This window comes from Dolichospermum sp. FACHB-1250 (assembly GCF_014696335.1).
Taxonomy (GTDB): Bacteria; Cyanobacteriota; Cyanobacteriia; order Cyanobacteriales; family Nostocaceae; genus Dolichospermum; species Dolichospermum planctonicum.
The window spans coordinates 47347-72534 of the sequence record NZ_JACJPZ010000025.1 but is presented as its reverse complement, the minus strand read 5'-3'; the positions used below and the strand labels follow the sequence as shown (position 1 = coordinate 72534).

At 38.0% G+C, this 25188-nt stretch carries 24 protein-coding genes; 7 read left to right on the top strand and 17 right to left on the bottom strand.

Features of this window, described 5'->3' with window-relative positions:
- A partial coding sequence (locus H6F39_RS11065; RefSeq protein ID WP_190396706.1) for a DUF4347 domain-containing protein occupies positions 1 to 3010 on the bottom strand: 3010 nt, incomplete at its 3' end.
- Positions 3011 to 3666: 656 nt separating this feature from the next.
- Between H6F39_RS11065 and H6F39_RS11060 the strand changes: the two genes are divergently transcribed.
- Positions 3667 to 4236, top strand: a complete 570-nt coding sequence (locus H6F39_RS11060; RefSeq protein WP_190396705.1) for a Uma2 family endonuclease — start codon at positions 3667 to 3669, stop codon at positions 4234 to 4236.
- A 95-nt stretch (positions 4237 to 4331) separates the two neighbouring features.
- Here the strand turns inward: H6F39_RS11060 and bioF are convergent, their stop codons facing one another.
- The 10 genes from bioF to H6F39_RS11010 all read right to left on the bottom strand — a co-directional run bounded on the left by bioF (position 4332) and on the right by H6F39_RS11010 (position 14073).
- Positions 4332 to 5516 carry an 8-amino-7-oxononanoate synthase gene (gene bioF / locus H6F39_RS11055; RefSeq protein WP_190396704.1) on the bottom strand — a complete coding sequence of 395 codons (1185 nt, stop codon included), beginning with the start codon at positions 5514 to 5516 and terminating at the stop codon, positions 4332 to 4334.
- 510 nt (positions 5517 to 6026) lie between these two features.
- Positions 6027 to 6431: a GNAT family N-acetyltransferase gene (locus tag H6F39_RS11050; protein ID WP_190396703.1), complete on the bottom strand. Its 405-nt coding sequence runs from the start codon at positions 6429 to 6431 to the stop codon at positions 6027 to 6029.
- Between the two features lie 154 nt (positions 6432 to 6585).
- Entirely contained in the window at positions 6586 to 6993 is a 408-nt protein-coding gene (locus H6F39_RS11045) for a hypothetical protein (protein ID WP_137908749.1), read from the bottom strand.
- An 88-nt stretch (positions 6994 to 7081) separates the two neighbouring features.
- Positions 7082 to 8050, bottom strand: a complete 969-nt coding sequence (gene secF / locus H6F39_RS11040; RefSeq protein WP_190396702.1) for a protein translocase subunit SecF — start codon at positions 8048 to 8050, stop codon at positions 7082 to 7084.
- Positions 8047 to 9459, bottom strand: a complete 1413-nt coding sequence (gene secD, locus H6F39_RS11035) for a protein translocase subunit SecD (protein ID WP_190371681.1) — start codon at positions 9457 to 9459, stop codon at positions 8047 to 8049. The genes secF and secD overlap by 4 nt, the downstream gene beginning before the upstream one ends.
- A gap of 165 nt (positions 9460 to 9624) precedes the next feature.
- On the bottom strand, positions 9625 to 10608 hold the full coding sequence (locus H6F39_RS11030) for an alpha-ketoacid dehydrogenase subunit beta (RefSeq protein ID WP_137908751.1): 984 nt from the start codon (positions 10606 to 10608) through the stop codon (positions 9625 to 9627).
- Between the two features lie 297 nt (positions 10609 to 10905).
- Positions 10906 to 11883, bottom strand: coding sequence for a porphobilinogen synthase (hemB, locus tag H6F39_RS11025; protein ID WP_028084839.1), 978 nt, complete (start codon positions 11881 to 11883; stop codon positions 10906 to 10908).
- Positions 11884 to 12172: 289 nt separating this feature from the next.
- On the bottom strand, positions 12173 to 12532 hold the full coding sequence (locus tag H6F39_RS11020) for a DUF4870 domain-containing protein (RefSeq protein WP_028090616.1): 360 nt from the start codon (positions 12530 to 12532) through the stop codon (positions 12173 to 12175).
- Between the two features lie 156 nt (positions 12533 to 12688).
- Positions 12689 to 13330, bottom strand: a complete 642-nt coding sequence (gene ruvA, locus H6F39_RS11015) for a Holliday junction branch migration protein RuvA (protein ID WP_137908752.1) — start codon at positions 13328 to 13330, stop codon at positions 12689 to 12691.
- On the bottom strand, positions 13327 to 14073 hold the full coding sequence (locus H6F39_RS11010) for a sucrose-phosphate phosphatase (RefSeq protein ID WP_190371674.1): 747 nt from the start codon (positions 14071 to 14073) through the stop codon (positions 13327 to 13329). Before H6F39_RS11010 ends, ruvA begins: the two co-directional genes overlap by 4 nt.
- 125 nt (positions 14074 to 14198) lie before the next feature.
- Between H6F39_RS11010 and H6F39_RS11005 the strand changes: the two genes are divergently transcribed.
- On the top strand, positions 14199 to 15152 hold the full coding sequence (locus H6F39_RS11005) for a hypothetical protein (RefSeq protein WP_137908754.1): 954 nt from the start codon (positions 14199 to 14201) through the stop codon (positions 15150 to 15152).
- A 48-nt stretch (positions 15153 to 15200) separates the two neighbouring features.
- Here the strand turns inward: H6F39_RS11005 and H6F39_RS11000 are convergent, their stop codons facing one another.
- The 5 genes from H6F39_RS11000 to H6F39_RS10980 all read right to left on the bottom strand — a co-directional run bounded on the left by H6F39_RS11000 (position 15201) and on the right by H6F39_RS10980 (position 18585).
- Positions 15201 to 16070 carry a DUF4351 domain-containing protein gene (locus H6F39_RS11000; RefSeq protein WP_137908755.1) on the bottom strand — a complete coding sequence of 290 codons (870 nt, stop codon included), beginning with the start codon at positions 16068 to 16070 and terminating at the stop codon, positions 15201 to 15203.
- A 154-nt stretch (positions 16071 to 16224) separates the two neighbouring features.
- Complete coding sequence (locus H6F39_RS10995; RefSeq protein ID WP_190396701.1) at positions 16225 to 16866, bottom strand: tetratricopeptide repeat protein; 642 nt, start codon at positions 16864 to 16866, stop codon at positions 16225 to 16227.
- Positions 16814 to 17041, bottom strand: a complete 228-nt coding sequence (locus tag H6F39_RS10990) for a hypothetical protein (RefSeq protein ID WP_236097156.1) — start codon at positions 17039 to 17041, stop codon at positions 16814 to 16816. Before H6F39_RS10990 ends, H6F39_RS10995 begins: the two co-directional genes overlap by 53 nt.
- A gap of 88 nt (positions 17042 to 17129) precedes the next feature.
- Complete coding sequence (locus H6F39_RS10985) at positions 17130 to 17498, bottom strand: pentapeptide repeat-containing protein (RefSeq protein ID WP_190396700.1); 369 nt, start codon at positions 17496 to 17498, stop codon at positions 17130 to 17132.
- A gap of 424 nt (positions 17499 to 17922) precedes the next feature.
- Positions 17923 to 18585, bottom strand: coding sequence for a phosphoribosyltransferase (locus tag H6F39_RS10980; protein ID WP_190396699.1), 663 nt, complete (start codon positions 18583 to 18585; stop codon positions 17923 to 17925).
- Positions 18586 to 18855: 270 nt separating this feature from the next.
- Here H6F39_RS10980 and H6F39_RS10975 point away from each other — a divergent pair, with 270 nt between their 5' ends.
- The 3 genes from H6F39_RS10975 to H6F39_RS10965 all read left to right on the top strand — a co-directional run bounded on the left by H6F39_RS10975 (position 18856) and on the right by H6F39_RS10965 (position 20542).
- Entirely contained in the window at positions 18856 to 19194 is a 339-nt protein-coding gene (locus H6F39_RS10975) for a hypothetical protein (RefSeq protein ID WP_137908760.1), read from the top strand.
- Positions 19195 to 19263: 69 nt separating this feature from the next.
- Positions 19264 to 19809 (top strand): hypothetical protein, encoded by a 546-nt coding sequence (locus H6F39_RS10970; RefSeq protein WP_190371677.1) that lies wholly within the window; start codon positions 19264 to 19266, stop codon positions 19807 to 19809.
- 52 nt (positions 19810 to 19861) lie between these two features.
- Positions 19862 to 20542 carry an SDR family oxidoreductase gene (locus tag H6F39_RS10965; protein WP_137908761.1) on the top strand — a complete coding sequence of 227 codons (681 nt, stop codon included), beginning with the start codon at positions 19862 to 19864 and terminating at the stop codon, positions 20540 to 20542.
- Positions 20543 to 20687: 145 nt separating this feature from the next.
- Here H6F39_RS10965 and H6F39_RS10960 read toward each other — a convergent pair whose 3' ends face one another.
- Positions 20688 to 22535, bottom strand: coding sequence for a bifunctional serine/threonine-protein kinase/formylglycine-generating enzyme family protein (locus H6F39_RS10960; protein ID WP_137908762.1), 1848 nt, complete (start codon positions 22533 to 22535; stop codon positions 20688 to 20690).
- A 614-nt stretch (positions 22536 to 23149) separates the two neighbouring features.
- On the opposite strand from H6F39_RS10960, the gene H6F39_RS10955 reads away from it, so the two are divergent.
- Together H6F39_RS10955 and H6F39_RS10950 are read left to right on the top strand one after the other, a co-directional pair.
- The gene (locus H6F39_RS10955; protein ID WP_137908763.1) at positions 23150 to 24460 is read left to right on the top strand and encodes an AAA family ATPase; all 1311 of its coding nucleotides are present in this window, start codon (positions 23150 to 23152) and stop codon (positions 24458 to 24460) included.
- Positions 24448 to 25179: a hypothetical protein gene (locus H6F39_RS10950; protein ID WP_190396698.1), complete on the top strand. Its 732-nt coding sequence runs from the start codon at positions 24448 to 24450 to the stop codon at positions 25177 to 25179. The genes H6F39_RS10955 and H6F39_RS10950 overlap by 13 nt, the downstream gene beginning before the upstream one ends.
- Positions 25180 to 25188: the final 9 nt, after the last annotated feature.

Genomic DNA, 25188 nt, shown 5'->3' with positions numbered 1-25188 from the left:
CGGTTGTTCCCTGTAACGTTAGGTTTTCGGTATTGGGGGTTAAGGTATAGGTTACAGTTGTGAAAACACTATCAGTTCCTTCATTCAAGTTTTCTGTGATGGTATCTGCTGTATTGTCCACATAGTAGGAGTCATTACCAGCGCCACCAATTAAAGTATCAGCACCCGTACCACCTGTAAGAACGTTATTACCAGTATTACCTGTAATGATATTATTCAGGTCATTACCTGTACCGTTAATAGCGGTTGTTCCCTGTAACGTTAGGTTTTCGGTATTGGGGGTTAAAGTATAGGTTACAGTTGTGAAAACGCTATCTGTTCCTTCATTAGCATTTTCTGTAATGCTATCTGCTGTATTGTCCACATAATAGGAATCGTTACCAGCGCCACCAATTAAAGTATCAGCACCCGTACCACCAGTGAGAACGTTATCGGCTGTATTACCTGTAATGATATTATTGAGGGTGTTACCTGTACCGTTAATAGCGGTTGTTCCCTGTAACGTTAGGTTTTCTACATTGGCGCTGAGGGTGTAAGTTGCTGCGGTGCTGAAAACAATATCAGTTCCTTGATTTACTGATTCCGTGATGATATCTGCTGTACTGTCAACATAGTAGGAGTCATTACCAGCACCACCAATGAGGCTATCATTTCCTAAACCACCAATGAGGGTATCAGCGCCCGCACCACCATTAAGAACGTTATTACCAGTGTTACCTGTAATGGTATTATTGAGGGTGTTACCAGTACCGTTAATAGCGGTTGTTCCTTGTAACGTTAGGTTTTCTAAGTTGGCTCTTAATGTCCAAGTGATAGAAGATTCAACGGTATCAATACCTTGATTTAAAAATTCAGCAATGACATCACCCACATTATCCACTACATAAGTGTCATTACCTTTACCACCGACTAATAAATCTGCACCCGTTCCCCCGTTGAGAGTGTCATTACCATCTCCACCTCCTAAATCATCGTTTCCTGTACCTGCTTTAACCCAATCATTACCAGTAGTACCATCAAAACTGATAGTACCCGCAAAGCTAGTTAAATCAAAGCGTTCAAATCCGAATACTGTTGTCCCAGGAATATCTAATTGATTGGTGGTGTTACTGGTATCTATGGAGATAAGAGCATTAGCTGTTCCTCCGGTGATAATTAAGGTGTCTGTACCATTACCACCTTTGATGGTGTCGTCTTGTTGTAAATTAGCCCATGTACTGGTGATGGTGTCTTCTCCATAGTCAGCATCTATGATATCTTGTTGGGCTGTGGTGGTGAAACTTTCGTTATCGTTAAGGTCAGTGACTCCAATGGTTAATTGTGTTTCAAAGAATAACCCACCCTGGTCTGTTGTCCTGAGTCGAACGCTGTAACTGTTTTTAGTTTCAAAGTCAAATATAGAGTTGGTTTTGAGTTGATTATTGGTAATGGTAAATAAACTATTATCCGTTGCACCGTTCCCAGTGACTAAACTATAAGTAAAGGTGTTTGCTGTATCTGGGTCTGTGCTACTGAGATTACCCACCACTGTACCAATAACTTGGTTTTCTGCAATTGTACTGGTGGAGAGTGTGAGGTTAGTGGGTGCTTTATTAGTAAACTCACTCACGTCTATGATTTGTAGTCCATAATAATCATTAGCTACGTAAGCATAGTTACCGACTACTTGCACACCTATAGCACTGCCAGATGTATCATAATTGCCCTTGAGGGTGGGGGTTGTGGGGTTGCTGATGTCAATTATTTGTAGTCCTGATTCACGATCAGCTACGTAAGCATAGTTACCGACTACTTGCACACCTGTAGCATAGCCAGATGTATCATAATTGCCCTTGAGGGTGGGGGTAGTGGGGTTGCTGATGTCTATTATTTGTAGTCCTTTATCATAATCAGCTACATAGGCATAGTTACCGACTACTTGCACACCTCTAGCACCAGATGTATAATAATTGCCCTTGAGGGTGGGGGTAGTGGGGTTGCTTATGTCAATGATTTGTAGTTCTGAAGTAAAATAAGATACGTAAGCATAGTTACCGACTACTTGCACACCAAAAGCCCGGCCAGATGTATCATAATTGCCCTTGAGGGTGGGGTTAGTGGGGTTGCTGATATCAATTATTTGTAGTCCTGAATACTCATCAGTTACGTAAGCATAGTTACCGACTACTTGCACACCAAAAGCCCGGCCAGATGTATCATAATTGCCCTTGAGGGTGGGGGTAGTGGGGTTGCTGATATCAATTATTTGTAGTCCTGAATACTCATCACCTACGTAAGCATAGTTACCGACAACTTGCACACTATAAGCTCTGTCAGATGTATCATAATTGCCCTTGAGGGTGGGGGTAGAGGGGTTGCTGATATCAATTATTTGTAGTCCTGAATACTCATCAGCTACGTAAGCGTAGTTACCGACAACTTGCATACCAAAAGCATAGCCAGATGTATTATAATTGCCCACTAATGTGGGTGCAAATACTCCCTGGTAGGTGTGGAGGGTGTGTGCAACAATATCTGACAAATGTAGAGATGTTCTATGGAATGTCTCTGTAACGGGAATATTTACCTCTAACTGCCAATTTCCCCCTAATGCTGCATTGCCGGTTTTTGTGGTGGAGGCGCTAATGGTGGCTTTGGTAATTTGATGTAATTTGTGAATAAATTCTGCCCCAGCATCCCCAGCAGCGACGTTACAACCATATAATAAAATATTCTGAGGTTGCCACTGTTGTAATTGTTGGGTGTAATTATGAATATTAGTTAAGTTTAATTGACTATTGCCTAAATATAAGCATCCAGGCGCACCGTGGGAAAGGATGTGAATGGTGGTGATGTGGGGATGTTGTTGTAAAATTTGGCTAACTTGCTCAATTCCGTCTTGCTTTGGGGAAATAATAACTGTTTTTACGCCTTCGATAATTCCTGCTTGGAGGGTGTGATAGTCGGAAAGGGAGGCATCTATAAAAACAATTGTTGTCGCGGTTTGACGGAGAAAAGAGTTGTTAGACATAATTTTTTCCTTTGCACCCGGTACTGTTGGTTTTTGTTATATGGGGTAGAAAATGAGCAACTTCACGTAATAAAACCTTGTCATAATATGATGGTAATTGATTAAAGTCAGAAGTACAACCGTATTTTTTTAGATTTAATGTGTGTTAATTAGTGTCATATACATAATACTCTGGTAACATTCATGCTTTTATATTTGTCAGAATCAGGATATCCAGGATGAAAGGATGTACAGGATAATGATTTAATATGGTGCGTTATTATATACTCTGGTAACATTCATGCTTTTACATTTGTCAGAATCAGGATATCCAGGATGAAAGGATGTACAGGATGAAGATTTAATATGATGCGTTACTATATTATTATATAGATGTAGCGAACTGCTTGCAGCAGCGCTTCGCTATCGCTATGTTACACCTAAAGTTTTTACCAATGGTGCGTTACTAGTCGCTAACACACCCTACTCAAAAAGCTGTTCCCAGTTAAGAGTTCCCTGTCCCCGTGGCGTAGCACCTGTTCCCTGTCACCTATTACCTGATAACTGTGATATTCATTATTATTAAAATTCCAAATTGTCATTGACACAAAAAATCTTTAAAATTGCTACACTATAAACGCACCTAAAAACTCATCTCTGATTAACCATAAAAATATATGAATCTTACCCAATCTCATCCCTATATATCCCCAGAAGAATATTTAGAATTAGAAAAAAATAGCCCCATTAAACATGAATATATTCAAGGGCAAATTTACGCAATGGCAGGTGCTAGTGATGCCCATGTGACAATCACTACTAATTTAGTTGCTCTTTTAAGAAATCATATTCGTGGTACAGGATGTCGTCTTTACGTGACTGATATGAAAGCTAAAATTGAAACTCTGGATATTTTTTATTATCCTGATATGATGGTAACTTGCGATCCAAGAGATACAAAGTTTGAATATTTTAAATGCTATCCAAGTTTAATTATTGAAGTTTTATCACCTGCAACTGAAGCTTTTGATAGAGGTGATAAATTCATTGACTATCAAGAATTAGAAACCTTAAAAGAATATGTTTTAGTTAGTCAAAATCGTCAAAGAGTTGATCGTTTTAGTCTCAATAATCAAGGAAGATGGGAACTTTATAGTTATAGAGGAAATCAACAATTAGAGTTAACAAGTGTAAATTTTAAATGTCTTTTAACTGATATTTATGAAGATGTTAATTTTCTACGCTGATAAGTTGGAATTTCTATTGATGTTTATTTTTAAATAGTTTAGACAGGATAGAAAGTTTAATCCAAACTATTTTCTGTTCTGATACGGCTTTGGGGTCAATATTTTGACGCTAATTGTTCCATGGTTTTGATCACTTCTACCAATTTCTGAATATGTGCTAACTCATGGGTGGCCATCATAGATATTCTAATCCGACTTGTACTCACTGTGGGAGGACGAATGGCCGGGGCAAAAATTCCTGATGCTTGCATTAGCTTTCCTGCTGTTAATGCTGCGGCTGCGTTGGGTAATTGAAAACATAATATCGCTGATTCCGTCGGTAATAATTTTAAGTTAGGTAAATTATCTTCAATTAATTGTTTTAAATAGTTGACATTTTGCCACAATTGCGATCGCCTTTGCGGTTCTTGTTGGACTATTTTTATGGCCGCTAAGGCTGCGGCTGTGTCTGCGGGGGAAAGAGCAGTGGTATAAATCCAACTAGGGGCGCGATTGCGTAAAAAGTCAATTAGGGTGCTGCTACCGGCTACATAGCCGCCCAAACTCCCCAAAGCTTTACTTAATGTGCCAATTTGAATTAATTCTCTACCTGTACACCCGAAATGTTCCACACACCCAGCACCAGTTTTACCCATGACTCCCGTAGCATGAGCTTCGTCTAGTAGTAGCATACAACTAAATTCTGTCGCTAAATCTAGCAGTTGGGGTAATGGACATAAATCACCATCCATGCTAAAAACGCTATCAGTAACTATTAAACAGCGTCGGTAATTCTTGCGATATTGCTGTAAATTTTGACATAGTGCTGCCATCCCACTGTGCGGATATTCCATCACCGTTGCACCGCTGAGAATTGCCCCTTTTTTGAGGCTGGAATGGTTAAATTGATCAGCTAAAATTAAGTCTCTTTTACCGACTATAGCCGCAATTGTACCTAGATTTGCTAAATAACCGGAGCTAAATACTAATGCGTCTTGGGTTTGTTTGCTAGATGCTATTTCCCGTTCTAATTCTCTGTGTAATTCCCGATGTCCACTGAGTAATCTAGAACCTGTACTACCAGTGCCAAATTCTTGAATAGCATTAATAGCGGCTGTTTGTAAACGTTGATCACCTGCTAGTCCTAAGTAGTCATTACTAGCAAAATTAATCACCTCTTGCCCAGATAATAACACTGTTGCACCAGGACGGCTGTGAATAGTTTCTACGGAACGATACCAGTCAGCCTGGTGAATAGTGGACAGAGATTCGTTTATCCAGGCATAAGGATGATTATTCATTGTTTAAACTGCTTAATTTATGAAGATTCTGAGGACTTAAGTAGGTTGGCGTTAAAAATTGTCGTTATGACAAGGGAACAGGGAACAGGGAACAGGGAACAGGGAACAGGGAACAGGGAACAGGGAAGAGGTTTTGGGCAACTTTACTTTTCGTTACTTATGTCGGTTTTTTTCCGTTCACTTACTTACGCACAAGTTAGGGAATAATAAACCACAAAGGAGCAAAGGACACGAAGACAAGAGAGTTTGAGAGGTATTTTGCGTAGGTGGTAATTTTGACATACTCACCGACCTGAAGGTGCGATGATTCTTGACACTTCACTGGAACACGCCACAAGTGGTCTTATCGTCCCTCCATGTCCGTTTAAAGTCTCCCAATGCCTTATGGCGACTATAACCAAATTTTAACATAAAGCCGTCCTAAAAGCGATGCACTGAGCAGTTCGACAAGCTCACTGTAACACTTGCCGAAGTGGACGGGGCTTGTATCCCAGATTTTTGGTCAAGATTTTATAAAACCATTGTCGTTGTTTTATTCACCTGAAAACCAATCTTTTCATAAAATTTTTGTTGGTGAGTAGTCATTAAGTATACACGCTCTACTTTTTGCATTCGGGGATGATTTAAAACGGTTTCTATTAACTTGCTCCCTAGTCCATTACCTTGATAATCTGGATGAATGACAACATCCCAAATTGTAGCGCGATAGATGCCATCAGAGGTCGCTCTAGCAAAGCCAATTAATAATTCTTGATCCCAGACAGAAATAACAGGTTCACTGTTAGCAATAGCTATAGCCAAATCTTTAATATTTCGTCCTTTTGCCCAAAAAGCAGCAATATCAAACAATTCTTGAAGTTGACCAATATCAATATCACCACGACTTTGACTAAATTGAATTTGAGAATATTTCATCTATAATTATCCAATTATCACAATATGTTCGCTTCTGTTATGACATATTTTCCTGAAAATTACTAAGGCTGTATATGTATATGCAACATTTGAATTAAAAGTTAAAAAACTCCTTTTCATTACTATTACCCATTACCCATTACCTATTACCCACTCACTTACAAACCCACTTCCATAGAGGATGTGTAGATCCTTGTTGACGAATGTGATAAACTTGCCTTTGTAAATGTTCCCGCTCTTTTAATGGTAATCCCCAAAGGATATTACGAATTTGCCAGACTAACACAGAAGTTGTCATGGCAATACACAAGGTTAAACCAAGAGTAGACAGAGGGTGAAAAATCAGCGCGTATCGTAATCCTACCCAGGTAAAATATTGTTGCAACAAATAAATTTCCGCCCGTAAATCCCACAGACAAAAAGGCGCGATAGTTAGCCACAAAAAGCCAGCAAATAACCATCTACCATATACTGTTAGCAGATATAGTTTCTGTATTTGTTGAGTAAAATTAGGGTCTAAAGCTAATTGTTCGTCCTCAAGTGGTACTTCAGGTTTATCCATAGGAATGGTATAAGCGTCTACAAAATCTCCTTAATCTCGTTCCCAGTCTCCGACTAGGAACAAGTGATCAATGAATTTAACTTTGAATTTAACTTTCTGGGGAACTGATAGGGGTTTCAACTGGGTAATTTTCACTACGTTCTCGCCACCAGATCAGCAGTGTACTAGCAATGAAAATACTAGAATAAGCTCCCATTGTAAAGCCCACAATTAAGGCTAAAGAAAAATTATGCAGTGTTTCCCCACCAAAGAAGAAGATGGCAGTTAATGTTAGTAGAGTTGTTAAAGTCGTGTTAATTGACCTACTTAAAGTTTGGTTAACAGCATCATCAACAACATCAGCAATTGGTTGTTCAGGATGAAGTTTAATCGTTTCTCGAATCCGATCATAAATGACAACAGTATCATTGACAGAAAAACCGGTGATAGTCAGCAAGGCCACGATAAACAGACTATCTACTTCAACGCCGAAAACCAAGCCTAAAATCGAGAAAACCCCAGTGGTAATCAAAATGTCGTGAAACAAGGCCACAATGGCAAATACAGCGTAATCCCATTGAAACCTGACAGCCATGTAGATAGTAATTCCTATAAAGGAAACTATTAAAGCCAAGACCCCGGAAGTAAATAACTCCTTTCCTAAAGTTGCACCAACGGAGTCATCTTGATTTTTTTGCGGGTCAAAAGCGCCGATTTTTTCACTGAGAGCATTTTGTAGATTGATACGCTGTTCGGCTGGGAGTGTTTTCGTGCGGATAGTGATACCATTTTCTTGGCCATTTTCCGAGATTAATTGGATACTACTATCACCAAGACCCTGAGATTTAGCCACCTCTCGCACAACGTTGATATCTATGGGTTGGTCACAATTACCAATTTTGCCACAATCTCGCACCAATTGCAACCTTGTACCGCCAATAAAGTCCAAACTAGGACGCAAAGGGGCTTTAATATTGGGATTTAAGGAAGATATCACCATGGAAATTATCCCACTGAGGATAATAACGCAGGAAATAGTCCACCATGTACCCCGTGCTTTGTTAATATCTAATCTCATTGTGCCACTCCTGTCTTATTTATTACTGGCACATTAGGAGCATAAAGTTTGGTGTTCCGCAAAGAGGGAATGGAAATAACTAAAAACATCAATGTGCGACTACAAGTAATTGCGGTAAACATACTTACCGCTACACCTAAAGCTAATGTGAGCGCGAAGCCTTTTACTAGTCCTGAACCCAACCAAAATAAAGCAGCACAAGCAATCCAGGTAGTAACATTACTATCTAAGATACTAGAAAAAGCGCGGTAAAAACCGGATTCTACAGAACGATACAGAGATTTACCAGCTTGTAATTCTTCCCTAGTGCGTTCAAAAATCAAAACATTAGCATCAACAGCCATACCGATACTGAGAATAAAACCCGCAATTCCGGGTAAGGTGAGGGTGACACTCAGTAAACAGAAAGCAGCCCAAGTGAGCAGGGAGTAAATTAATAGTGATACATTTGCGATCATTCCTGGTAGTCTGTAGTACAACACCATAAATATTAATACTAAAGTTAGACCGCCAATACCAGCATAGATACTTCTTTGAATACTATCTTTTCCTAAGGTAGCGCCTACCGTTCTTCTTTCCGCAATTTCCACAGGAACGGGTAATGCACCCCCGCGCAACTGTACCCCTAAATCATTCGCTTCTTGGGCTTGAAAACGACCTGTAATTACCGCAGAACCGCCTGTAATCCCAGTAGCAGCAAATTCTACTCCCACCGTCGGTGAACTAATCAGTTCATTATCGAGGAAAATACCGATACCGCGACCAGTTCCCGCCAGGTCTTTTGTTAGTCCGGCAAAGAGTTCACCACCTTTTTGATCAAAACGAATGGCCACGTCCCAATTATTGCCCTGAGTGGGCTGTCCATAGGCATCCTGGAGATATTTACCAGTCAGAGGTGGGTTGGTACTTTCAAACAATTCTGCTACCGCTTGATTATTTTGATCAAACTCTTGTTTATTGGTATTAATTGCAGCTTGATCTTTGGTCTTTTTCAATTCTTCCCGCTTGGTTTTTAGGTCGTTTTTTGTTACCTGTAAAGCTATAAGTTGAGCTTCTGTATTTGGTTTTTGGATACGGAACTCTAATTGCGCTGTACCTCCTAATATTCGTTCTGCTTGTTCTGGGTCATTGACACCAGGTAATTGTACTAAAATTTTGTCTGTACCCACGGTTTGAATTACAGGTTCAGAAACACCTAAACCATTAATTCGTCCTTCGACCACTCTTTTCACAGCTTCCAATTCCCTTTCGGTAATTTGGGGAATTTCCGCTGTTGGTTTTACCTGAATGGTAAGCTGGGAACCGCCCCGTAGATCTAGTCCCAGGGGTACAGGAATTGTGATAATTACTGTAATAGCGGCAATTACCAAGACTATAATTAATGCTAATAGCGATCGCTGTTTTTGCATACCATGACTCACAACTGACAAAGGTTATAATAACGCTCTTTTTGTCGGTTGTGAGTAGAAAATTTCCGAGGGAATAGGTAATACTTAGGCTCATCTCAGTAACCATAGACATCCGTACGGGCGAACGGCCGTTCGCCCGTACAACTGTCAACTGTCAACTGTCACCTAAACGCGCAAAGCGACCATTTTCTGGACTGCTTCGATGATTTGCTCTGGTTGAACAATTGTGAGGCGTTCCAGATTACCATTATAAGGGGTGGGGATATCCTGGGAAGAAAGACGCAATACAGGAGCGTCTAATTCATCAAATAAGCGGTCATTAATAGAAGCGGTTAATTCCGCACCAATACCCCCGGTTCTCATACACTCCTCCACGATGATAACGCGGTGAGTTTTGCGAATGGACGCGCCAATAGTGTTAAAATCGAGAGGTTTGAGGGAGATTAAATCAATAACTTCTGGATCATAACCTTGTTTTTCCAAAGATTTCACAGCTTGTAAAACATGATATCGCATCCGTGAATAAGTTAAAATTGTCACATCCTTACCTTTACGGACAACTTCAGCCTGATCTAAGGGGAGGACATATTCTGTTTCTGGTAAATCTTCTTTTAAATTATAAAGTAAAACGTGTTCAAAAAATAAGACTGGGTTGTCATCGCGGATAGCTGCTTTCAGTAAGCCTTTAGCATTGTAAGGGGTGGAACAAGCGACAATTTTTAAACCGGGAACAGCTTGGAAATAAGCTTCTAGACGTTGGGAATGTTCCGCACCTAATTGTCTACCCACACCTCCAGGACCACGAATGACCATAGGGATTTTAAAGTTACCACCGGAAGTATAGCGTAACATACCCGCATTATTAGAAATTTGGTTGAAGGCCAGGAGCAGAAAGCCCATATTCATTCCTTCAATAATAGGACGTAACCCGGTCATAGCAGCGCCTACAGCTATTCCAGTAAAGCTATTTTCCGCAATAGGGGTATCTAAAACTCGCAAATCACCATACTTTTGGTGTAGATCTTTAGTAACTTTATAAGAACCGCCGTAGTGTCCTACGTCTTCACCCAGAACGAATACCTTAGAGTCGCGGGACATTTCCTCGTCAATAGCTTCCCGCAGGGCGTTGAAAAATAGTGTTTCTGCCATTTAGACCTTTATTGCAATTTATCGTTATAGAATTTTATCGTGCCATTGTCCCGAATACCGTCAAGCCTAGCACTGTTGTTGATCACTAGGAATATTCTTGATCATCAATTGTCAGCACGTAGGGGTGAAAAACTCATGATATCTGACTTGAAGCATAATTGCACGCAAAAATAGCAAAAGTGCGGAATGTGGGTTTTAATATTTGTTCTATCTTGCAACCAAAGGCCAAAAATCTCACGCCCAAACACAAAAACACTCTCCGCGTCTGTGCGCCTCTGCGTGAGTTAATATCTTAACTTACAACCACCTAGCCGCATCCTTAGCGTGGTAAGTCAAAATCAAATCAGCACCAGCCCGTTTAAACCCGGTTAAAGTTTCCATAACAACGCGCTGCTCATCAATCCAACCGTTTAAAGCCGCTGCTTTCACCATCGCATACTCACCAGACACATTGTAAGCCGCTACAGGTAAATTACTAGCTTCCTTAACGCGCCAGATAATATCCATATATGCCAATGCTGGTTTAACCATCAGCATATCCGCACCTTCAGCGATATCCAATTCAATCTCTTTCAGGGCTTCCCTAGCGTTACCGGGGTCCATTTGGTACGTGCGTCTATCTCCAAATTGTGGTGTTGAGTCCGCCGCATCTCTAAATGGTCCATAATAAGCTGAAGCATATTTAGCAGCATAGGACATAATGGGGATATGTTCAAAGCCCGCTGCATCCAAACCGGCGCGAATTGCTTGCACAAAACCATCCATCATTCCCGAAGGTGCGATAATATCTGCACCGGCTTGAGCTTGGGAAACTGCGGTTTTCTTTAATAATTCCAAAGTTGGATCATTTAATACTCTACCTGTTAAATCCCCAACTTGTAAATAACCACAATGGCCATGACTTGTATACTCACACAAACAAGTATCAGCCATGACAATTAAATCAGGAACGGCATTTTTAACTGCGGTTGCTGCTTTTTGGACAATACCACAATCGTGCCACGCGCCGGTAGCATCTATATCTTTATCTTCAGGAATTCCAAATAGGATAATTGCGGGAATGCCTAAATCATAAACTTCTTTAGCTTCCTCAACAATTTTATCTACGGAAAGTTGATAAACACCGGGCATAGATTTGACTTCTTTGGCTATACTTTCCCCTGGTACAGCAAACAATGGATAAATCAAATCGCTAGTAGTTAAAACGGTTTCACGTACCATACGGCGTAATTGGGTATGGCTACGCAGACGACGGGGGCGGTGGATAGGAAACATAAATTTTGTGCAGAGAAAACAATACGATGGACACAGAATAAAGCGTCACAGAAGCAGGTTTTTAGCTGGCTCTATTCAGACAAACTACAAGCAGTGCTTTAACTGTCTTTTGCCCTACTGTTGATGAAGCTGTGGGGCAATTTTATATTTTACAACTTGATGGACATTTGCTGATAACCTATTTGCAAAAAACAATCTTCAAAAAAATTCAGTCAATATTCTCCATGGTCTTAATATCGCGGTTAATTCCCTATTCCCAGAAGTGACAGCAGAAGGGAAATACTATTTTTTAAAAAACCCGGAAAATAAAGGGATAACGGTAGGGTTGTTCAGGATTACGGAAAACAGCAATTAGCGCCCAGATGGTTAATCCCCAGTGTAATATATACCCTAAACCTGCTAGTGGCAACAGGATGATTAGGGTTAAAACCAACCAACCGGTTAAAAAAAACAAAGCTGCGAGAATTGCTCCATAGAACCAAACGTTAAAATGGAAATTGATAGATTCCTTCGCGTTCTCTTTGACGACAGGATCATCTGATACAAATAATATAGCTATGGGTAAACCAACGGAGACAATTGTAGTGCTAAAAAAAATTGCTCCGTGACACAAGGCTGATAATAGTTTACGTTTATCGCTGTCGTACATTCTTTCCTCCTATAACTATATTGCAGAGGGCGTAATTAGGTTAGGTTAAATATGATTGTATAATGATTGCATTATGATTGAGGTACATATAAGCTGGTAGGATGCAGACACAATCAGAGTTTTACTATGAACATTTGTACCTCTTAATCCTGTAATCTACTGTAAAATCATATCATTGCTGCTCAAATAAGCGATCGCTTGTCTAATCCAATCCTCTACATAGGCGTTTTTCGGTAAACCAACATCTTCACTAACAACGTGCAAAGCATTACTAACTTCATGAGCAGTATACCCCAAAGCAAACAGAGTCATTTGCACTTCTTCTAAAATTCCTGGTGCAGGTCCGCCCGTAGCGACGAAGAAGCCGGCTGATTTGCGCCATTCGATTAATTTACTCTTGAGTTCTAAACAGATGCGTTCAGCGGTCTTTTTGCCTATACCAGGAGCTTGAATTAAGATTTGGATATTAGCAGCGATAATAGCTTGAACTAACTCTGGTAATTCCATTGTATCCAAGAGTGCGATGGCCAAGGCCGCACCAATACCACTGACACTGAGTAAATGACGAAATAAATCCCGTTCTGAGGGAGAAGAAAAACCGTAGAGCATAGGTAATTCTTCCCGGATCTGGTAATGGGTAAAAATTTGTACCACATCTCCAGTAGATGTTAACTGGTTGGCCAGACGTTGAGGAATTTGCAAATCGTAACCCATGCCATTTACCTCTAGGGTCAAGATAACACGATTAGGGGTAATGGCTTGGACACCAGCGACGATACCTTTAAGATAGCTAATCATTCTAGGAAACCAAAATATTTTAAACCTTCCATAATCCCAGCAGCACAACGATTTTGTGCGAGGTAACGATAGTCAGCGGGATGCTGATGATACCATTGCAGTAACTCCTCACGAGCATTAGCGACAATGATTCCCCGTTCCCTACCAACAGCGAACAAAGCAATATCATTACCTGAATCACCACAAACAACAGTCTGCTCGGCTGCAAATTTCCACTTCTGACGGAGGAACTGCATTGCTTGACCTTTATCGCTGGTATGGGGTAAAATGTCAAGGTCAATTTCACTACTATAAATTAATTTTATATTTAGTTGGGATTTTTGCAATTCTGTCTCAAGTTGTGGTAAAATGCCCGATAATTCAGCTTTCAGGAAAAAACTGACTTTAAAAGGACGTTGTTCTGTATCTGGCTGTAACACTAATTCCGGGAATTGCTCAGTAATGGATAAAATCTTTTCCCGATGCCAACCTTGAGAGAGAATATCCGCCCATTCTGTGTCGGGATGGTTGCTACCATGCAAATATATTTCTGTACCAACCGAGAGAACTAAAGCATCTGGGGAGAAGAGATTTTTTTCCTGTTGGAGTTCTCGATAAAGCACAGGCGATCGCCCTGTAGAGTAGACTATCTTTGTACCATATTGTTGACGATGCTGTTGCAAGCGATCGCTCAATACCAACAATGCCTGATCATCGCCTACTAGGGTATGATCTAAATCACTTACGAATAAAAACTTATTCATGGCCAACTCCTTTTGTCAGTGAGGTTAATTCACAAAAAGTGTATGTTGTTTTGGCACTTACTGTACAATTCCTAATTCAAAAACAAGCCCTGGTAATGAGAAATTACGGCTATACTAGGAAATTCATGACACGACAAGTCCACGACCAACTGGCCAAAGAATATCTAGAAGAACTATTAAAACCTCTAGGTAAGGTAGAAACGAGTAAAGATGTAAAAAGCGAAGTTCAAGAAATAGATGTTTGGTTTGTTCCAACTACAACATCTACAAATTCCGAATTAGGATTATTAGGAAAAATGGCGGTTACAAGCTGTCTATTTGAACCTTACCGTAATGCACCTAATGAGATAGAAATTAGGAGTTGTTTGTTAAAATTGTATAGTGTTCAGGGTGAATTGTTAAGACAAACCAAAAGAGAAAAACGTTCTATTTCTGAACAAGAATTACCCCTTCTATGGATTTTAACACCAACTTGTTCTGAAAGAATCCTGGAAGGGTTTGGAGCAAAAATAAAGGAGGGATGGGAAAAAGGAGTTTATTTTCTGCCAAAATACCAGAAAGCGGCTATTGTGGCTATCAATCAGTTATCCATGACAGAGGATACACTATGGTTAAGGGTAATGGGAAAAGGTAGAACTCAAATGGAAGCTATCAGCGAAGTAGTTGAACTGTCAAAAGAGAATGATAAATGGGATAGATTAATGGAAATTTTCGCATCTTGGCGGAAAAATTTAGAATTGAATAGTGATGTTAATGATGAAGAAGCAAGGGAGTTAATTATGAGTTTATCACCAGCGTATCTTAAACAACGGGAAGAATGGAAACAAGAGGGAATAGAGGAAGGAAGACAACAAGGAAGACAGGAAGGAAGACAGCAAGGACGACAGGAAGGACAAAAAGACGGACAACGTTTGATGGTAGAGAGTTTGTTAGCGGTGCGTTTTGGTAATTTAGATGAGGAGTTATCTGCTATTGTCAGTCCGTTAATGGAACTTTCTTTAACAGAAAGAACCCAGTTATTACTTAATTTATCTAATCTTTCCCGTCAGGAATTATTAGCTAGGTTTAAAGTTGATTAGACATTGCCAAAAAAGAGAGACATTTCCTCAAATGTCTCTTGCAATGACTTAATCAATATTTTGTTGTAACCAGGTTTCTAAATCAGCCATAGCAGAAAAATCAAAAATACTTTCTCCTAATGTTTCTAATTGTGAAATTGATAACTGGCGAATTTGTGATGCAATTGCTGGATCTAAATTACCAAACCGCTTTGATAATTGACGAATAATTAAATTAGCTTCACCTTGTTGTTCACCTTGTTGTAAACCTTGTTGTAAACCTTGTTTGAGGATTTCGTTATACCAGGGTGATTCTCTTAATACTGTCATATCCCACCTCATGATTTGTTGAACTATTGGTATTTCTAGGACAAAGGATGCAAAAAATGATAATAATGGTTCTAAATCCCTTAACTGTTCATTTTCTCGCAGTTTAATTACTGCTTCTCTGACAACTGCTTCTTCACCACCTCCTTTGAGAATTGGTATAAAAGGTAATAAACTTGATAAATTTTCTGCAAATACTAAACTAGCTTCAATTTCCCAGAGATTAATTACCCGATAGTCTTGATAACTTTTCATTCCCATAAATTCTTGTTGATAGAAGTTGGGAATATTGGGTGTTTTGACGTGGGGTAAAATATTGATCAGTACGGGATAAATGGGTAATTTATAACGTTCCCGTGCTAAAGCTATATAAGCCGTCATTCTCAGCGGAACTTTCTCGTTATAACGCAATTGTAGCTCATTGAGAATTAAAAATTCCCCCTCTGGGTTTTCGGCTTTAATCAGTACGTCATTATCGCGGCTGATCCATTGAAATTCTGAGGAAATAAACTCTTTCACCCGAATATCTTTTCTTTGTGTTACCCATTGTACCCAATTATCGGGTGCGAGACTGATTAAGCGTTTACTACCAATATCTACTTTTTTGGTCATAGATTGATGATTATGAATTTAACAATCAAGGGGAAATTATTATAGCAATTCCCATTCAAGTGAGATACAAGCAGTAATAATTAAACGCAGATGGACGCAGATAAACGCAGATTTTTTACAATGTTATCAAAGTTTGGAATTTAAAGAAATTACCTTAACCGTTTGCCATTTTTTGCACATCATTAATAATTTTCCTCACTGTTTCAGCATCGGGTGATTGAATACGCTGGAATATCTCTAAAGACTGATGTAAATATTTTAGTGCAGTCACAAAATCTCCTTTGTTATATGCTAACAACTGTCCCAACATTGCTAATGTCGCGGCTTGACCTTGGACATTACCAATGCTTTCTTTGATTTCTAAAGACTGCTGGTAGTGGGCGATCGCTTCTTCTATTTTCCCTGTGTTGGCGTAGATACTGGCTAAACCGTGCAAAGTCACGGCTTGACCTTGGACATTACCAATGCTTTCTTTGATTTCTAAAGACTGCTGGTAGTGGGCGATCGCTTCTTCTATTTTTCCCGTTTTGGCGTAGATACTGGCTAAGTTATTAATAATTACCGCTTTTGTTGTTTTATCTGTTGCTGGACAGAGTTCTAATGCTTGTTGATAATCTTGCTGTGCTTGTTCAATGTTTCCAAGTTCTTGTTCAGATCGTGCTAGATTAGTAAGAATTTCATAGCTTTCAACAATATTTAAGGTAGATTTGCATAGATGTAAGGTTTCACGAAATCGGCTAGTATTAATCCACTTTTGTGTTAAAACTATTCCTACTCTTGCGGATTTGTTCAGCAATGGCCAGAGTTCCACCCACAAGACCAACTATAGTGGCTACAGTGGTAATAACTGGCTCTCTTTCGATTTCTTCTGAATTTACGGTATAGTTACCAGTTATGCCCTCAATTGCCAAAAGTTCTTTTGTGGCTGTAATTGCGTCTTCACCTTCAATAGCAAATTTAATTTCTGTCATAAATTTACCTAAAAATACCTAATTTTTATTGCTATTGCTCACTACTTTAAAATATTTCCCATACCAACAGCAGAAGCAGTTTAAGTATTTACAACTTTTGCATATTGTGACTAAGAGGATCAAAATCTCTAGGAAATTTGGTACTTTCATCATAATATGCACCATGTAAATTCGCGCCGTAGAACTTGGTGTAATGCAATGTAGCACCTCTAAGATTTGCCTCAGTCAGATTAACACCAGATAAATTCGCTCTAGTTAAATTGGCCTGGGCTAAATTCGCTCTACTCAAATTCGCGCCCCACAGTTTAGCTTTAGCTAAATTTGCTTCGCTTAAATCTGCTCCCCATAAATTAATTCCTGGTAAGTAAGCATTAATTAGTTTAGCTTTGACTAATTTAGCCGAAACAAAATATCTTTCTCCCACAGCATAACGCCGTTTTAGTTCTTCAGTGTCCATATCTTGTTAACCTAATTGAGTAACAAAACCTCTATTTCCACAATACTCCCTGTCAACCAATTTTGGATTTTGGATTTTAGATTTTAGATTTTAGATTTTCCTCTTCTTAAAAAGAGGCTTGCAAATGTGCAATTAAAGTCAAACTACTAGTAGTTATAAATAAGAAAAACGCCTGAGTTTTTTCTCACTCAAGCGTTTCCCCGTATAACTTTATACTACTTCACTAGTTTTGTGACATTTTAGACCCGCAACTCAAATAACAGGAAGTATAAGCAGCGCGAGGGGACTTGTAACAAGTATCAAGTGAAGTGGTATCACTCCTTGCATTTGCTAATGATACCCCTTTTAACACCAAATAGCTAGTGTAGAGAGTGACACTTTCTTAACTGACACCCAATGTTCTATCAATAACTTTAACTTCGATTTAGGAGTCTTTAGCTACCAATAATTTTTGCGTTGTCAAAATTTCACATACTTCAGCGTCGGTTGTTTGCCGAAAATCCTCGTACCAAATACCAATTGCATACAAATTGTTTGGTGTTATTACTGATATAACCTGATCTACCTCTGCTTTTAATTCTTCAGAAGTAGATACCGCCGCCACTGGAACAGCTACTACAAGCTTCTGGGGTTGTTGTTTTTTCAACGTAGCGATCGCTGCTCGGATAGTAGCACCCGTAGCAATACCATCATCCACCAGAATAATGATATGATTTTTTACCTCTGCTAGGGGACTATTACCGCGATAAGCGTGGCGGCGGCGGTCTAATTCCCGCATTTCTATTGCTACTACTTGATCAATAGTTGCTTGGGAAATATGCAATGAATCTACAACATTCTCATTCATAACACGGACTCCTCCGGTCGCAATAGCCCCCATGGCCAATTCCTTATGTCCAGGTACACCTAGTTTCCGCACCAAGCAGATATCTAAAGGTGCATTAAGTTCCTTTGCTACCTCATAAGCCACAGGTACACCGCCACGGGGAAGCCCTAATACTAAAATATCAGGACAATGGGCATATTCTGTTAACTGAGCAGCTAACAGTTTCCCTGCTTCTGTGCGATTACGGAATTTTTGCAGCATATTGTTATACCTCTTTATGAAAATAAGTCCCTAATTGAAGCCAGAAATTTGATCGTAAATCCTGTAATGGCACTACAAAAACAAAATTACCCCTCTAATTTGAGGGTAGCAATAAAATCAGAGAACTTGTTAAATCAAATTACCAACCAAAACTTTATTAGAGGTTTTTTTCTTAAATTTTATCTCAATTTTTTGAGCTAAACTAAAGAGAGTGGGATAATCTCTGGTAGTAAGTTACCTAAATTACACATCTACATAACTCCAGTAAAAATGTCTGAAGATCCCTATAAATCACCTGAAATCCAAGAAGTAATTGGATTAAAACCGCAACACTTTGCTGACTTAGTTAGAGCCTCACAATTAATTTTTGACCCGACTGCGGGAGTTACCGGCAGAAATGTCAAAATTGATTGGCAGGACTTTGGTATTCCTGGGAATATAGAAGATAATCTCAGAATTATCGGTGAAGAATTTCAATATGCTTCTCCCCATGTTCCCGCTGATATTATTTGGGGTAAATTAACTACAGAAACTCGAATTTGGTTTCTGAAAAATAAAGATCAATTGTGGCAATTTGAAGAAATTTTACCTGCACTTGACGAAGATTAACTATTGCCAAAAATATCCTTCTCAAGTAGGATATATATATTTTCTATCCTACTTGTTTATTAGAAGATAATGTTGATTAAAATTGCAAATACTCAGGTTTTACTAGTTCCTTTATCTTTGATGTTTCCATTAATAATATCGGGTTTACATAACTCTGATATTGCTTTAGCAGAAAGTCAGCAAGAAAGTAAACAAAAATATAGTCATGGAATTATTAATCAGCAACTAGCTGTTAATAAAACTGAATTTGGAGTTAAGATAATTAATTCATCAGGAAAGGTCAATTTTTTCCCAACAACTACCGTTCCGTTAAAAGAAGGTGATGCTTATGGTTGGAGAATTAAACTTGATAACTATCCAGATAAAGTCCAATGGAGAGAAGTTTTAACTTTACCAAAATCTCCCGAAACTTGGATTACAGAGAATCATCAAAATCTTTCCATATCAAAAGATGGAAAAACGGCAATTTCCACCCGAATACAAACACCTGTTAATGGTGTGATTGAAAATTTCTGGACTATTTCTCCTGGAGATCCTTTAGGTAAACATCAAATAGAAGTTTATATTGATCAGCGTTTGCTTGCTACTTTTGAATTTGAAATAGTCCCATTTTAAAATGACCATTTTGTGATAGATGTAAATATAGGATCTTTTTTATCAACTAATTATGTCAGTCACATCTTACATTTTTCTAGCTGGTGCTAGTCGCGGTGTTGGTCAAGAAATCGCTAAATATTTGACAGCACAGGAAATTCAAGTTAAAGCACTTGTGAGAACAGAAACCGCTGCTGTAGAACTAAAAGCAATGGGTATTCATCCAGTTTTAGGAGATGCTTTAAATGCGGCAGATGTTGAACAGGGAATGTTAGGAAATGAACCTATTCAAGCGGTTATCAGTACATTAGGAGGTTTACCGACAGATAATATCAAACCTGATTATATCGGTAATAAAAACCTGATTGATGCAGCAGTTAAAGCGGGAGTAAAAAAGTTTATTTTGGTAACTTCCATTGGTAGTGGTGATAGTGTTGTGGCTTTACCTCCCCAAGCATTAGCAGCACTCAAACCCGTTTTAATTGAAAAAGAAAAGGCTGAACAATACCTGATTTCCAGCGGACTGAACTATACAATTATTCGTCCTGGTGGTTTAAAATCAGAATCTGCTACCAACAACGGAATTTTAACTGAAAATCCTCAAATTGTGGGGACTATTCATCGTGCGGATGTTGCTGCATTGGTTTGTCGTTGTTTAAATTCTCCTAATTCTGATCAGAAGATATTATCGGCCATAGATCGAAATATGGTATATCCAGGATTACCGGAATTTGTGGAATTTAATTTAGATTAGGGATTGCCAAAGAATAAATAATCTAATTTATTAGGGTGTGTTAAATTCCAGGATAACGCACCCTACAGTTGAGGATATTTTTCTAATTTTCAGTCCCTTAGTTGTTGTTGATGTTGAGGACTAAAGTTCTCACTACTAACTAAATTTAAACAGAAAATACTACTCGAAAACCACAAATTCGTAAACCACCGTCTGCTTCATTCCAACTTCTACTAGCACTGCGACAAAGTTGCGCGTTAAAATTCCACGCACCACCCCTTAAAACTCGACGATGTTGATCACCACCATTTTCCCAGACACTACCATCTATAGGCGCTCCATGATAGTTATTATGCCAAGGATCGGCACACCATTCCCATACTAAACCGTGCATATCATATAAACCAAAAGCATTTGCAACTTCAAAATAACCAACATTTGTTGTTTGTTTACGAAATCTACTTTTTCGTTCTCCAGCATAAGTATCACTACCACTACAGTTAATTAAATCGGAGGTAATTGTTTCTCCAAAATGAAAAGATGTGGTAGTTCCCGCACGACAAGCATACTCCCATTCTGCTTCACTAGGTAGACGATATTCTCTACCAGTTTTAATTTTTAATCTAGCACAAAATTCCACAGCTTCATACCAAGAAACATTTTCTACTGGCAGATTTGTACCTTTAAATTTCGAGGGGTTGGGATGTAATTCTTGTTGAACTTTTGGTAAAGCTGCTACTATTCTCCACTGTGCTTGAGTAATAGGATATTTAGCCATAAAAAAAGATGGAACTATTACTTGATGTTGGGGACGTTCATCACTATCACCTTCACAAATAGGAGAACCCATGATAAAAGTCCCATTAGGGATTGACACCATTTCTAAGGTTGTATTTCTGCCTAATTCCTCATGAAAATATTTAGAATTACGTCGATCACGATTAACTTCTCTCCCAGTAGTGTCTACAGTAATGACATAAAAATCAAAGTTATACAAAGGGGGTAAGGGAACAATAATTTTTGTGGGAGGTGGTGGAGGTAATGGTGTTAATGGTGGTTTAGAAACAGGGGGGAATTTAATGACAACGGGGGATTTAGCAAAATTCAAATCATGTAAAACATCCATTGCTGACTGATATCTATCACTAGCAAAATGTTGGAGTAATTTATCTAAAATTTGCTTAAATTCATCACTAATAGTAATTCCTTTAAGTTGTAAACGTTCCTTCCATAACCATTTAGCATTCATAGCATCATAAAGATGATCTTTTAGTTGTCCATAATCATCTTGTAATGGTAAATCTTGAGTTAATAACCGCACACAAGTTACACCCAAAGCATATAAATCACTTGCTTGACAAGCAAACCCGGCCATTTGTTCCGTTGGTGCATAACCGAGGGTATAAATAGCTGTTGCTTGTCTAGCTAGACTAGTTTGAGTAACTTGTTTTGCACCACCAAAATCAATTAAGACCGGTTTTTTATCACTATCTCGACGAATAATGTTTTCTGGTTTAATATCGCGGTGAATCACATTGTGTTTGTGAACAAAATCTAACACTGGTAATAAATCAGTCAAAAGTTGACGAACTTCTATTTCACTATAAGCTTGATTTTGCAGTTCTTCTAGAAGAGTTTTACCAATTATAAATTCCTGGACTAAATATAAACTAGAACCTTGTTCAAAATAAGCCAAAAGTCGCGGAATTTGAGAGTGATTTTCTCCCAAATCATATAATCTAAAAGCTTCTTCTTTGAAAAATTTCGCAGCTTTAGCACGTTGTCCAGTTCCTTGCACTTGGGGAAAAAATTGCTTAATAACACAGGGTGCATTAAGTCTATCTACATCTTCAGCAGCGTAGGTTCTGCTAAAACCACCTTCACCTAATAATCTTAAAACCCGGTAACGGTTACGCAGCATTTCTCCAAAGTTACTTTCTTGACAACTTTGGCAAAATTTAGAGGTTTTGGGATTAAAGGGGTTAGAACAATTGGGATTTTGACAAATTTGCATAGAACTTGGGAAAATAGCATCCTGTAAAAGTAGTCCCCAATTTTATTAATTTGTCAAAACGATATTGATTGTTGTTAGAAAAAAATAGTCAAAATATAAATTAGTTTATGGGGGAAAGTGAAAAAATCTGAGTTGTGATTTACTTATAAATAACACTTTCGGCTAGAAAAATCTGTGCTGTTTGTTGCACAGATTCTAATTTTTTTCCCAGTCCATTTCCTGTAAGTTGGGTTAAGCAATAGCGCAATGGAACGCTCATGTTGGGTTTTATACTTCAACCCAACCTACAAATCAAAGCTTTTTCCAATTTGGACTAGGTATTGTAAGAACCAAAACTTTCTACAAATTTGGTATAGAGTGTCTATTTAATTAAGATCCCTGTGGGACTACCAGCAGGAGTATTTAAAGGTAGAAAAAATCAACATTTCAAAGATATTACTTAACCTATCGCTAAAGTCACCCTTGGCTATGGAACAACAATAAACACCAGTATTGGGAATTAAGTCATAGTTGAGTAAAGTGCTGTACTCATATATATTTCTTGTAAATTTCAGAAAATATATTGTATAATCTTCTCAGTCAAAAATATCTTTCTATAGTGTTAGTAAAAAAATATGTATCAACCAATTCTTAAATTTATTTTAACCCAAAATTATAAAAATCTCTCGTTATCTCAATCCGTAGAGTTAAAAAATCTTAATATTTTCATAGGAGCAAATGGTTCTGGAAAAAGTAATTTTATTAGTACATTAAAATTTTTAAAGGATTGTTTAACTAATGTTTCTGATGAAAGTCGTGGTATTACTAGTTTTGAAGAAGCAATTAGTAAAATTGGCAATGATAGAATATTAGATAATAGTGTTGCTAGTCCTGCGGTCATTAAATTTCAGTATGGCTTTTCAGAACAATTACAAGATACGAGTCAACTGAAAAATTCAGTTCTTGATCTTGATTTGTTTGTAGATAGGAAAAAACAGAAATTAACTATTCATCAAGAATCTTTATATAGTGGAGATAATTTAGTAAATCCAGATTTATCACCTTTTTATTATTATAAATTTAATGATCCAAAACTGCAAAGAATAGGTAAAGGTGTGATCTCAGTATATAATCAAGGTGAACAGAAATCAGGAACACATTTTGAAGTATTAGATAATATTCCTGCAAACATTCTAGGTTTAAATGTACTTCCAGAATTATTAGAAAATAGTCAAAATAAACTGATAACTACACCTGGGTATAAAATTAGGAGAGAGTTAATTGCATTTATTTCTCAATGGCAATTTTATAATGCGAATAATATGGATTTGCATCAAATTAGAAATTCAGAACCAAAAATAGGAGGAAATGATATTTATTTATCTACATCAGGAAATAATTTACCCTTAGTATTTGAGAATTTAACCCAGGAAAATATTGACTTTGAAGACAGCATTAATAATGCCATGAAGTCCATTTTACCTAAAACCCGTCGTCTGCGTTCTCTTCGTTCTGGGCGATTATCATTAACATTAGAATGGCATTTTGAAGATATTAAAGAACCATTTTATCTTACAGAAATGTCAGATGGAACGGTAAGAATGTTATGCTGGGCAACTATATTACATTCTCCTATTTTACCCTCTTTATTAGTTATTGATGAACCAGAATTAGGTTTGCACGTATCTTGGATGCCAATTTTAGCAGAATGGATTAAACAAGCTGCTAGAAAAACTCAAATTATTATCACTACTCATAGTCCTGATCTTTTAGATCATTTTACAGATTGCTTAGAAAATGTTTATTGTTTTTATTCTCAAGATAAGACGCATTTTTCCATGAAAACACTCTCTCATGAAATTTTAGATCAAAAACTAGAAGAAGGATGGCAATTAGGTGATTTATACCGTGTAGGAGATCCTACTGTGGGAGGATGGCCGTGGTAGTTTGGGTATTTGCAGGTGGTGGAGAAGCGGAGGTGAGAGGATTAATTCCTTTTTTAGAAAAGAATTTTCCCAGTTGTCAATTTGAACGGAAAACACCAGCAAGACTCAAACCAGGACCAAAACCTGGGAAGGTAACTGGTTATGGTAAAACAGGTAAGAGTTTAATTGAACAAATTACTCAAGAATTACCTATTGCTTTGCAATGTGATCCCAAAAAATGTGATTTAATTTTAGTTTTTGATGATTTAGATTGTCGAGATGTTAATTCTCAAAGAGAGAAGTTTATATCAGCAATATCTAAGATAACTGAATCTCATGATATTCCTCAATATATCGCTTTTGCTGCACCTGAATTAGAATCATGGATGATTGGGGATTGGGATAATACTATTGCTAAACATCCAGATTTTCGCGGTAGACATGAAAAAATGCGTTGGTGGTTAAGCACTCAGAAAAATATCTCGTTTGATGATCCTGAATCTTTTAGTAAATATGATCAAGATCGAGATTGTTGTCAAGATAAATTATCTCAGCTAATTGTTGATAGTAGCATTTTACTAGAACTAAACTTTGATATGCAATCAGTCCGATTTTCTAAAGGATTACATACACCTTTGTTATTACTAAAAATAGTCCCAGAAAATTTACAAAAAAAATGTCCTTTATTTCGTGAACTTTATAACTATTTACATGATTTTTGTAATACTAAGATGCAATAAAGGGTGGGG

Excerpts from the sequence above, each read along its gene's own strand:
- H6F39_RS11060 (WP_190396705.1), top strand. The coding sequence starts at position 3,667 with ATGAATCTTACCCAATCTCATCCCTATATATCCCCAGAAGAATATTTA.
- bioF (WP_190396704.1), bottom strand. The coding sequence starts at position 5,516 with ATGAATAATCATCCTTATGCCTGGATAAACGAATCTCTGTCCACTATT.
- H6F39_RS11050 (WP_190396703.1), bottom strand. The coding sequence starts at position 6,431 with ATGAAATATTCTCAAATTCAATTTAGTCAAAGTCGTGGTGATATTGAT.
- H6F39_RS11045 (WP_137908749.1), bottom strand. The coding sequence starts at position 6,993 with ATGGATAAACCTGAAGTACCACTTGAGGACGAACAATTAGCTTTAGAC.
- secF (WP_190396702.1), bottom strand. The coding sequence starts at position 8,050 with ATGAGATTAGATATTAACAAAGCACGGGGTACATGGTGGACTATTTCC.
- secD (WP_190371681.1), bottom strand. The coding sequence starts at position 9,459 with ATGCAAAAACAGCGATCGCTATTAGCATTAATTATAGTCTTGGTAATT.
- H6F39_RS11030 (WP_137908751.1), bottom strand. The coding sequence starts at position 10,608 with ATGGCAGAAACACTATTTTTCAACGCCCTGCGGGAAGCTATTGACGAG.
- hemB (WP_028084839.1), bottom strand. The coding sequence starts at position 11,883 with ATGTTTCCTATCCACCGCCCCCGTCGTCTGCGTAGCCATACCCAATTA.
- H6F39_RS11020 (WP_028090616.1), bottom strand. The coding sequence starts at position 12,532 with ATGTACGACAGCGATAAACGTAAACTATTATCAGCCTTGTGTCACGGA.
- ruvA (WP_137908752.1), bottom strand. The coding sequence starts at position 13,330 with ATGATTAGCTATCTTAAAGGTATCGTCGCTGGTGTCCAAGCCATTACC.
- H6F39_RS11010 (WP_190371674.1), bottom strand. The coding sequence starts at position 14,073 with ATGAATAAGTTTTTATTCGTAAGTGATTTAGATCATACCCTAGTAGGC.
- H6F39_RS11005 (WP_137908754.1), top strand. The coding sequence starts at position 14,199 with ATGACACGACAAGTCCACGACCAACTGGCCAAAGAATATCTAGAAGAA.
- H6F39_RS11000 (WP_137908755.1), bottom strand. The coding sequence starts at position 16,070 with ATGACCAAAAAAGTAGATATTGGTAGTAAACGCTTAATCAGTCTCGCA.
- H6F39_RS10990 (WP_236097156.1), bottom strand. The coding sequence starts at position 17,041 with ATGACAGAAATTAAATTTGCTATTGAAGGTGAAGACGCAATTACAGCC.
- H6F39_RS10985 (WP_190396700.1), bottom strand. The coding sequence starts at position 17,498 with ATGGACACTGAAGAACTAAAACGGCGTTATGCTGTGGGAGAAAGATAT.
- H6F39_RS10980 (WP_190396699.1), bottom strand. The coding sequence starts at position 18,585 with ATGCTGCAAAAATTCCGTAATCGCACAGAAGCAGGGAAACTGTTAGCT.
- H6F39_RS10975 (WP_137908760.1), top strand. The coding sequence starts at position 18,856 with ATGTCTGAAGATCCCTATAAATCACCTGAAATCCAAGAAGTAATTGGA.
- H6F39_RS10970 (WP_190371677.1), top strand. The coding sequence starts at position 19,264 with ATGTTGATTAAAATTGCAAATACTCAGGTTTTACTAGTTCCTTTATCT.
- H6F39_RS10965 (WP_137908761.1), top strand. The coding sequence starts at position 19,862 with ATGTCAGTCACATCTTACATTTTTCTAGCTGGTGCTAGTCGCGGTGTT.
- H6F39_RS10960 (WP_137908762.1), bottom strand. The coding sequence starts at position 22,535 with ATGCAAATTTGTCAAAATCCCAATTGTTCTAACCCCTTTAATCCCAAA.
- H6F39_RS10955 (WP_137908763.1), top strand. The coding sequence starts at position 23,150 with ATGTATCAACCAATTCTTAAATTTATTTTAACCCAAAATTATAAAAAT.
- H6F39_RS10950 (WP_190396698.1), top strand. The coding sequence starts at position 24,448 with ATGGCCGTGGTAGTTTGGGTATTTGCAGGTGGTGGAGAAGCGGAGGTG.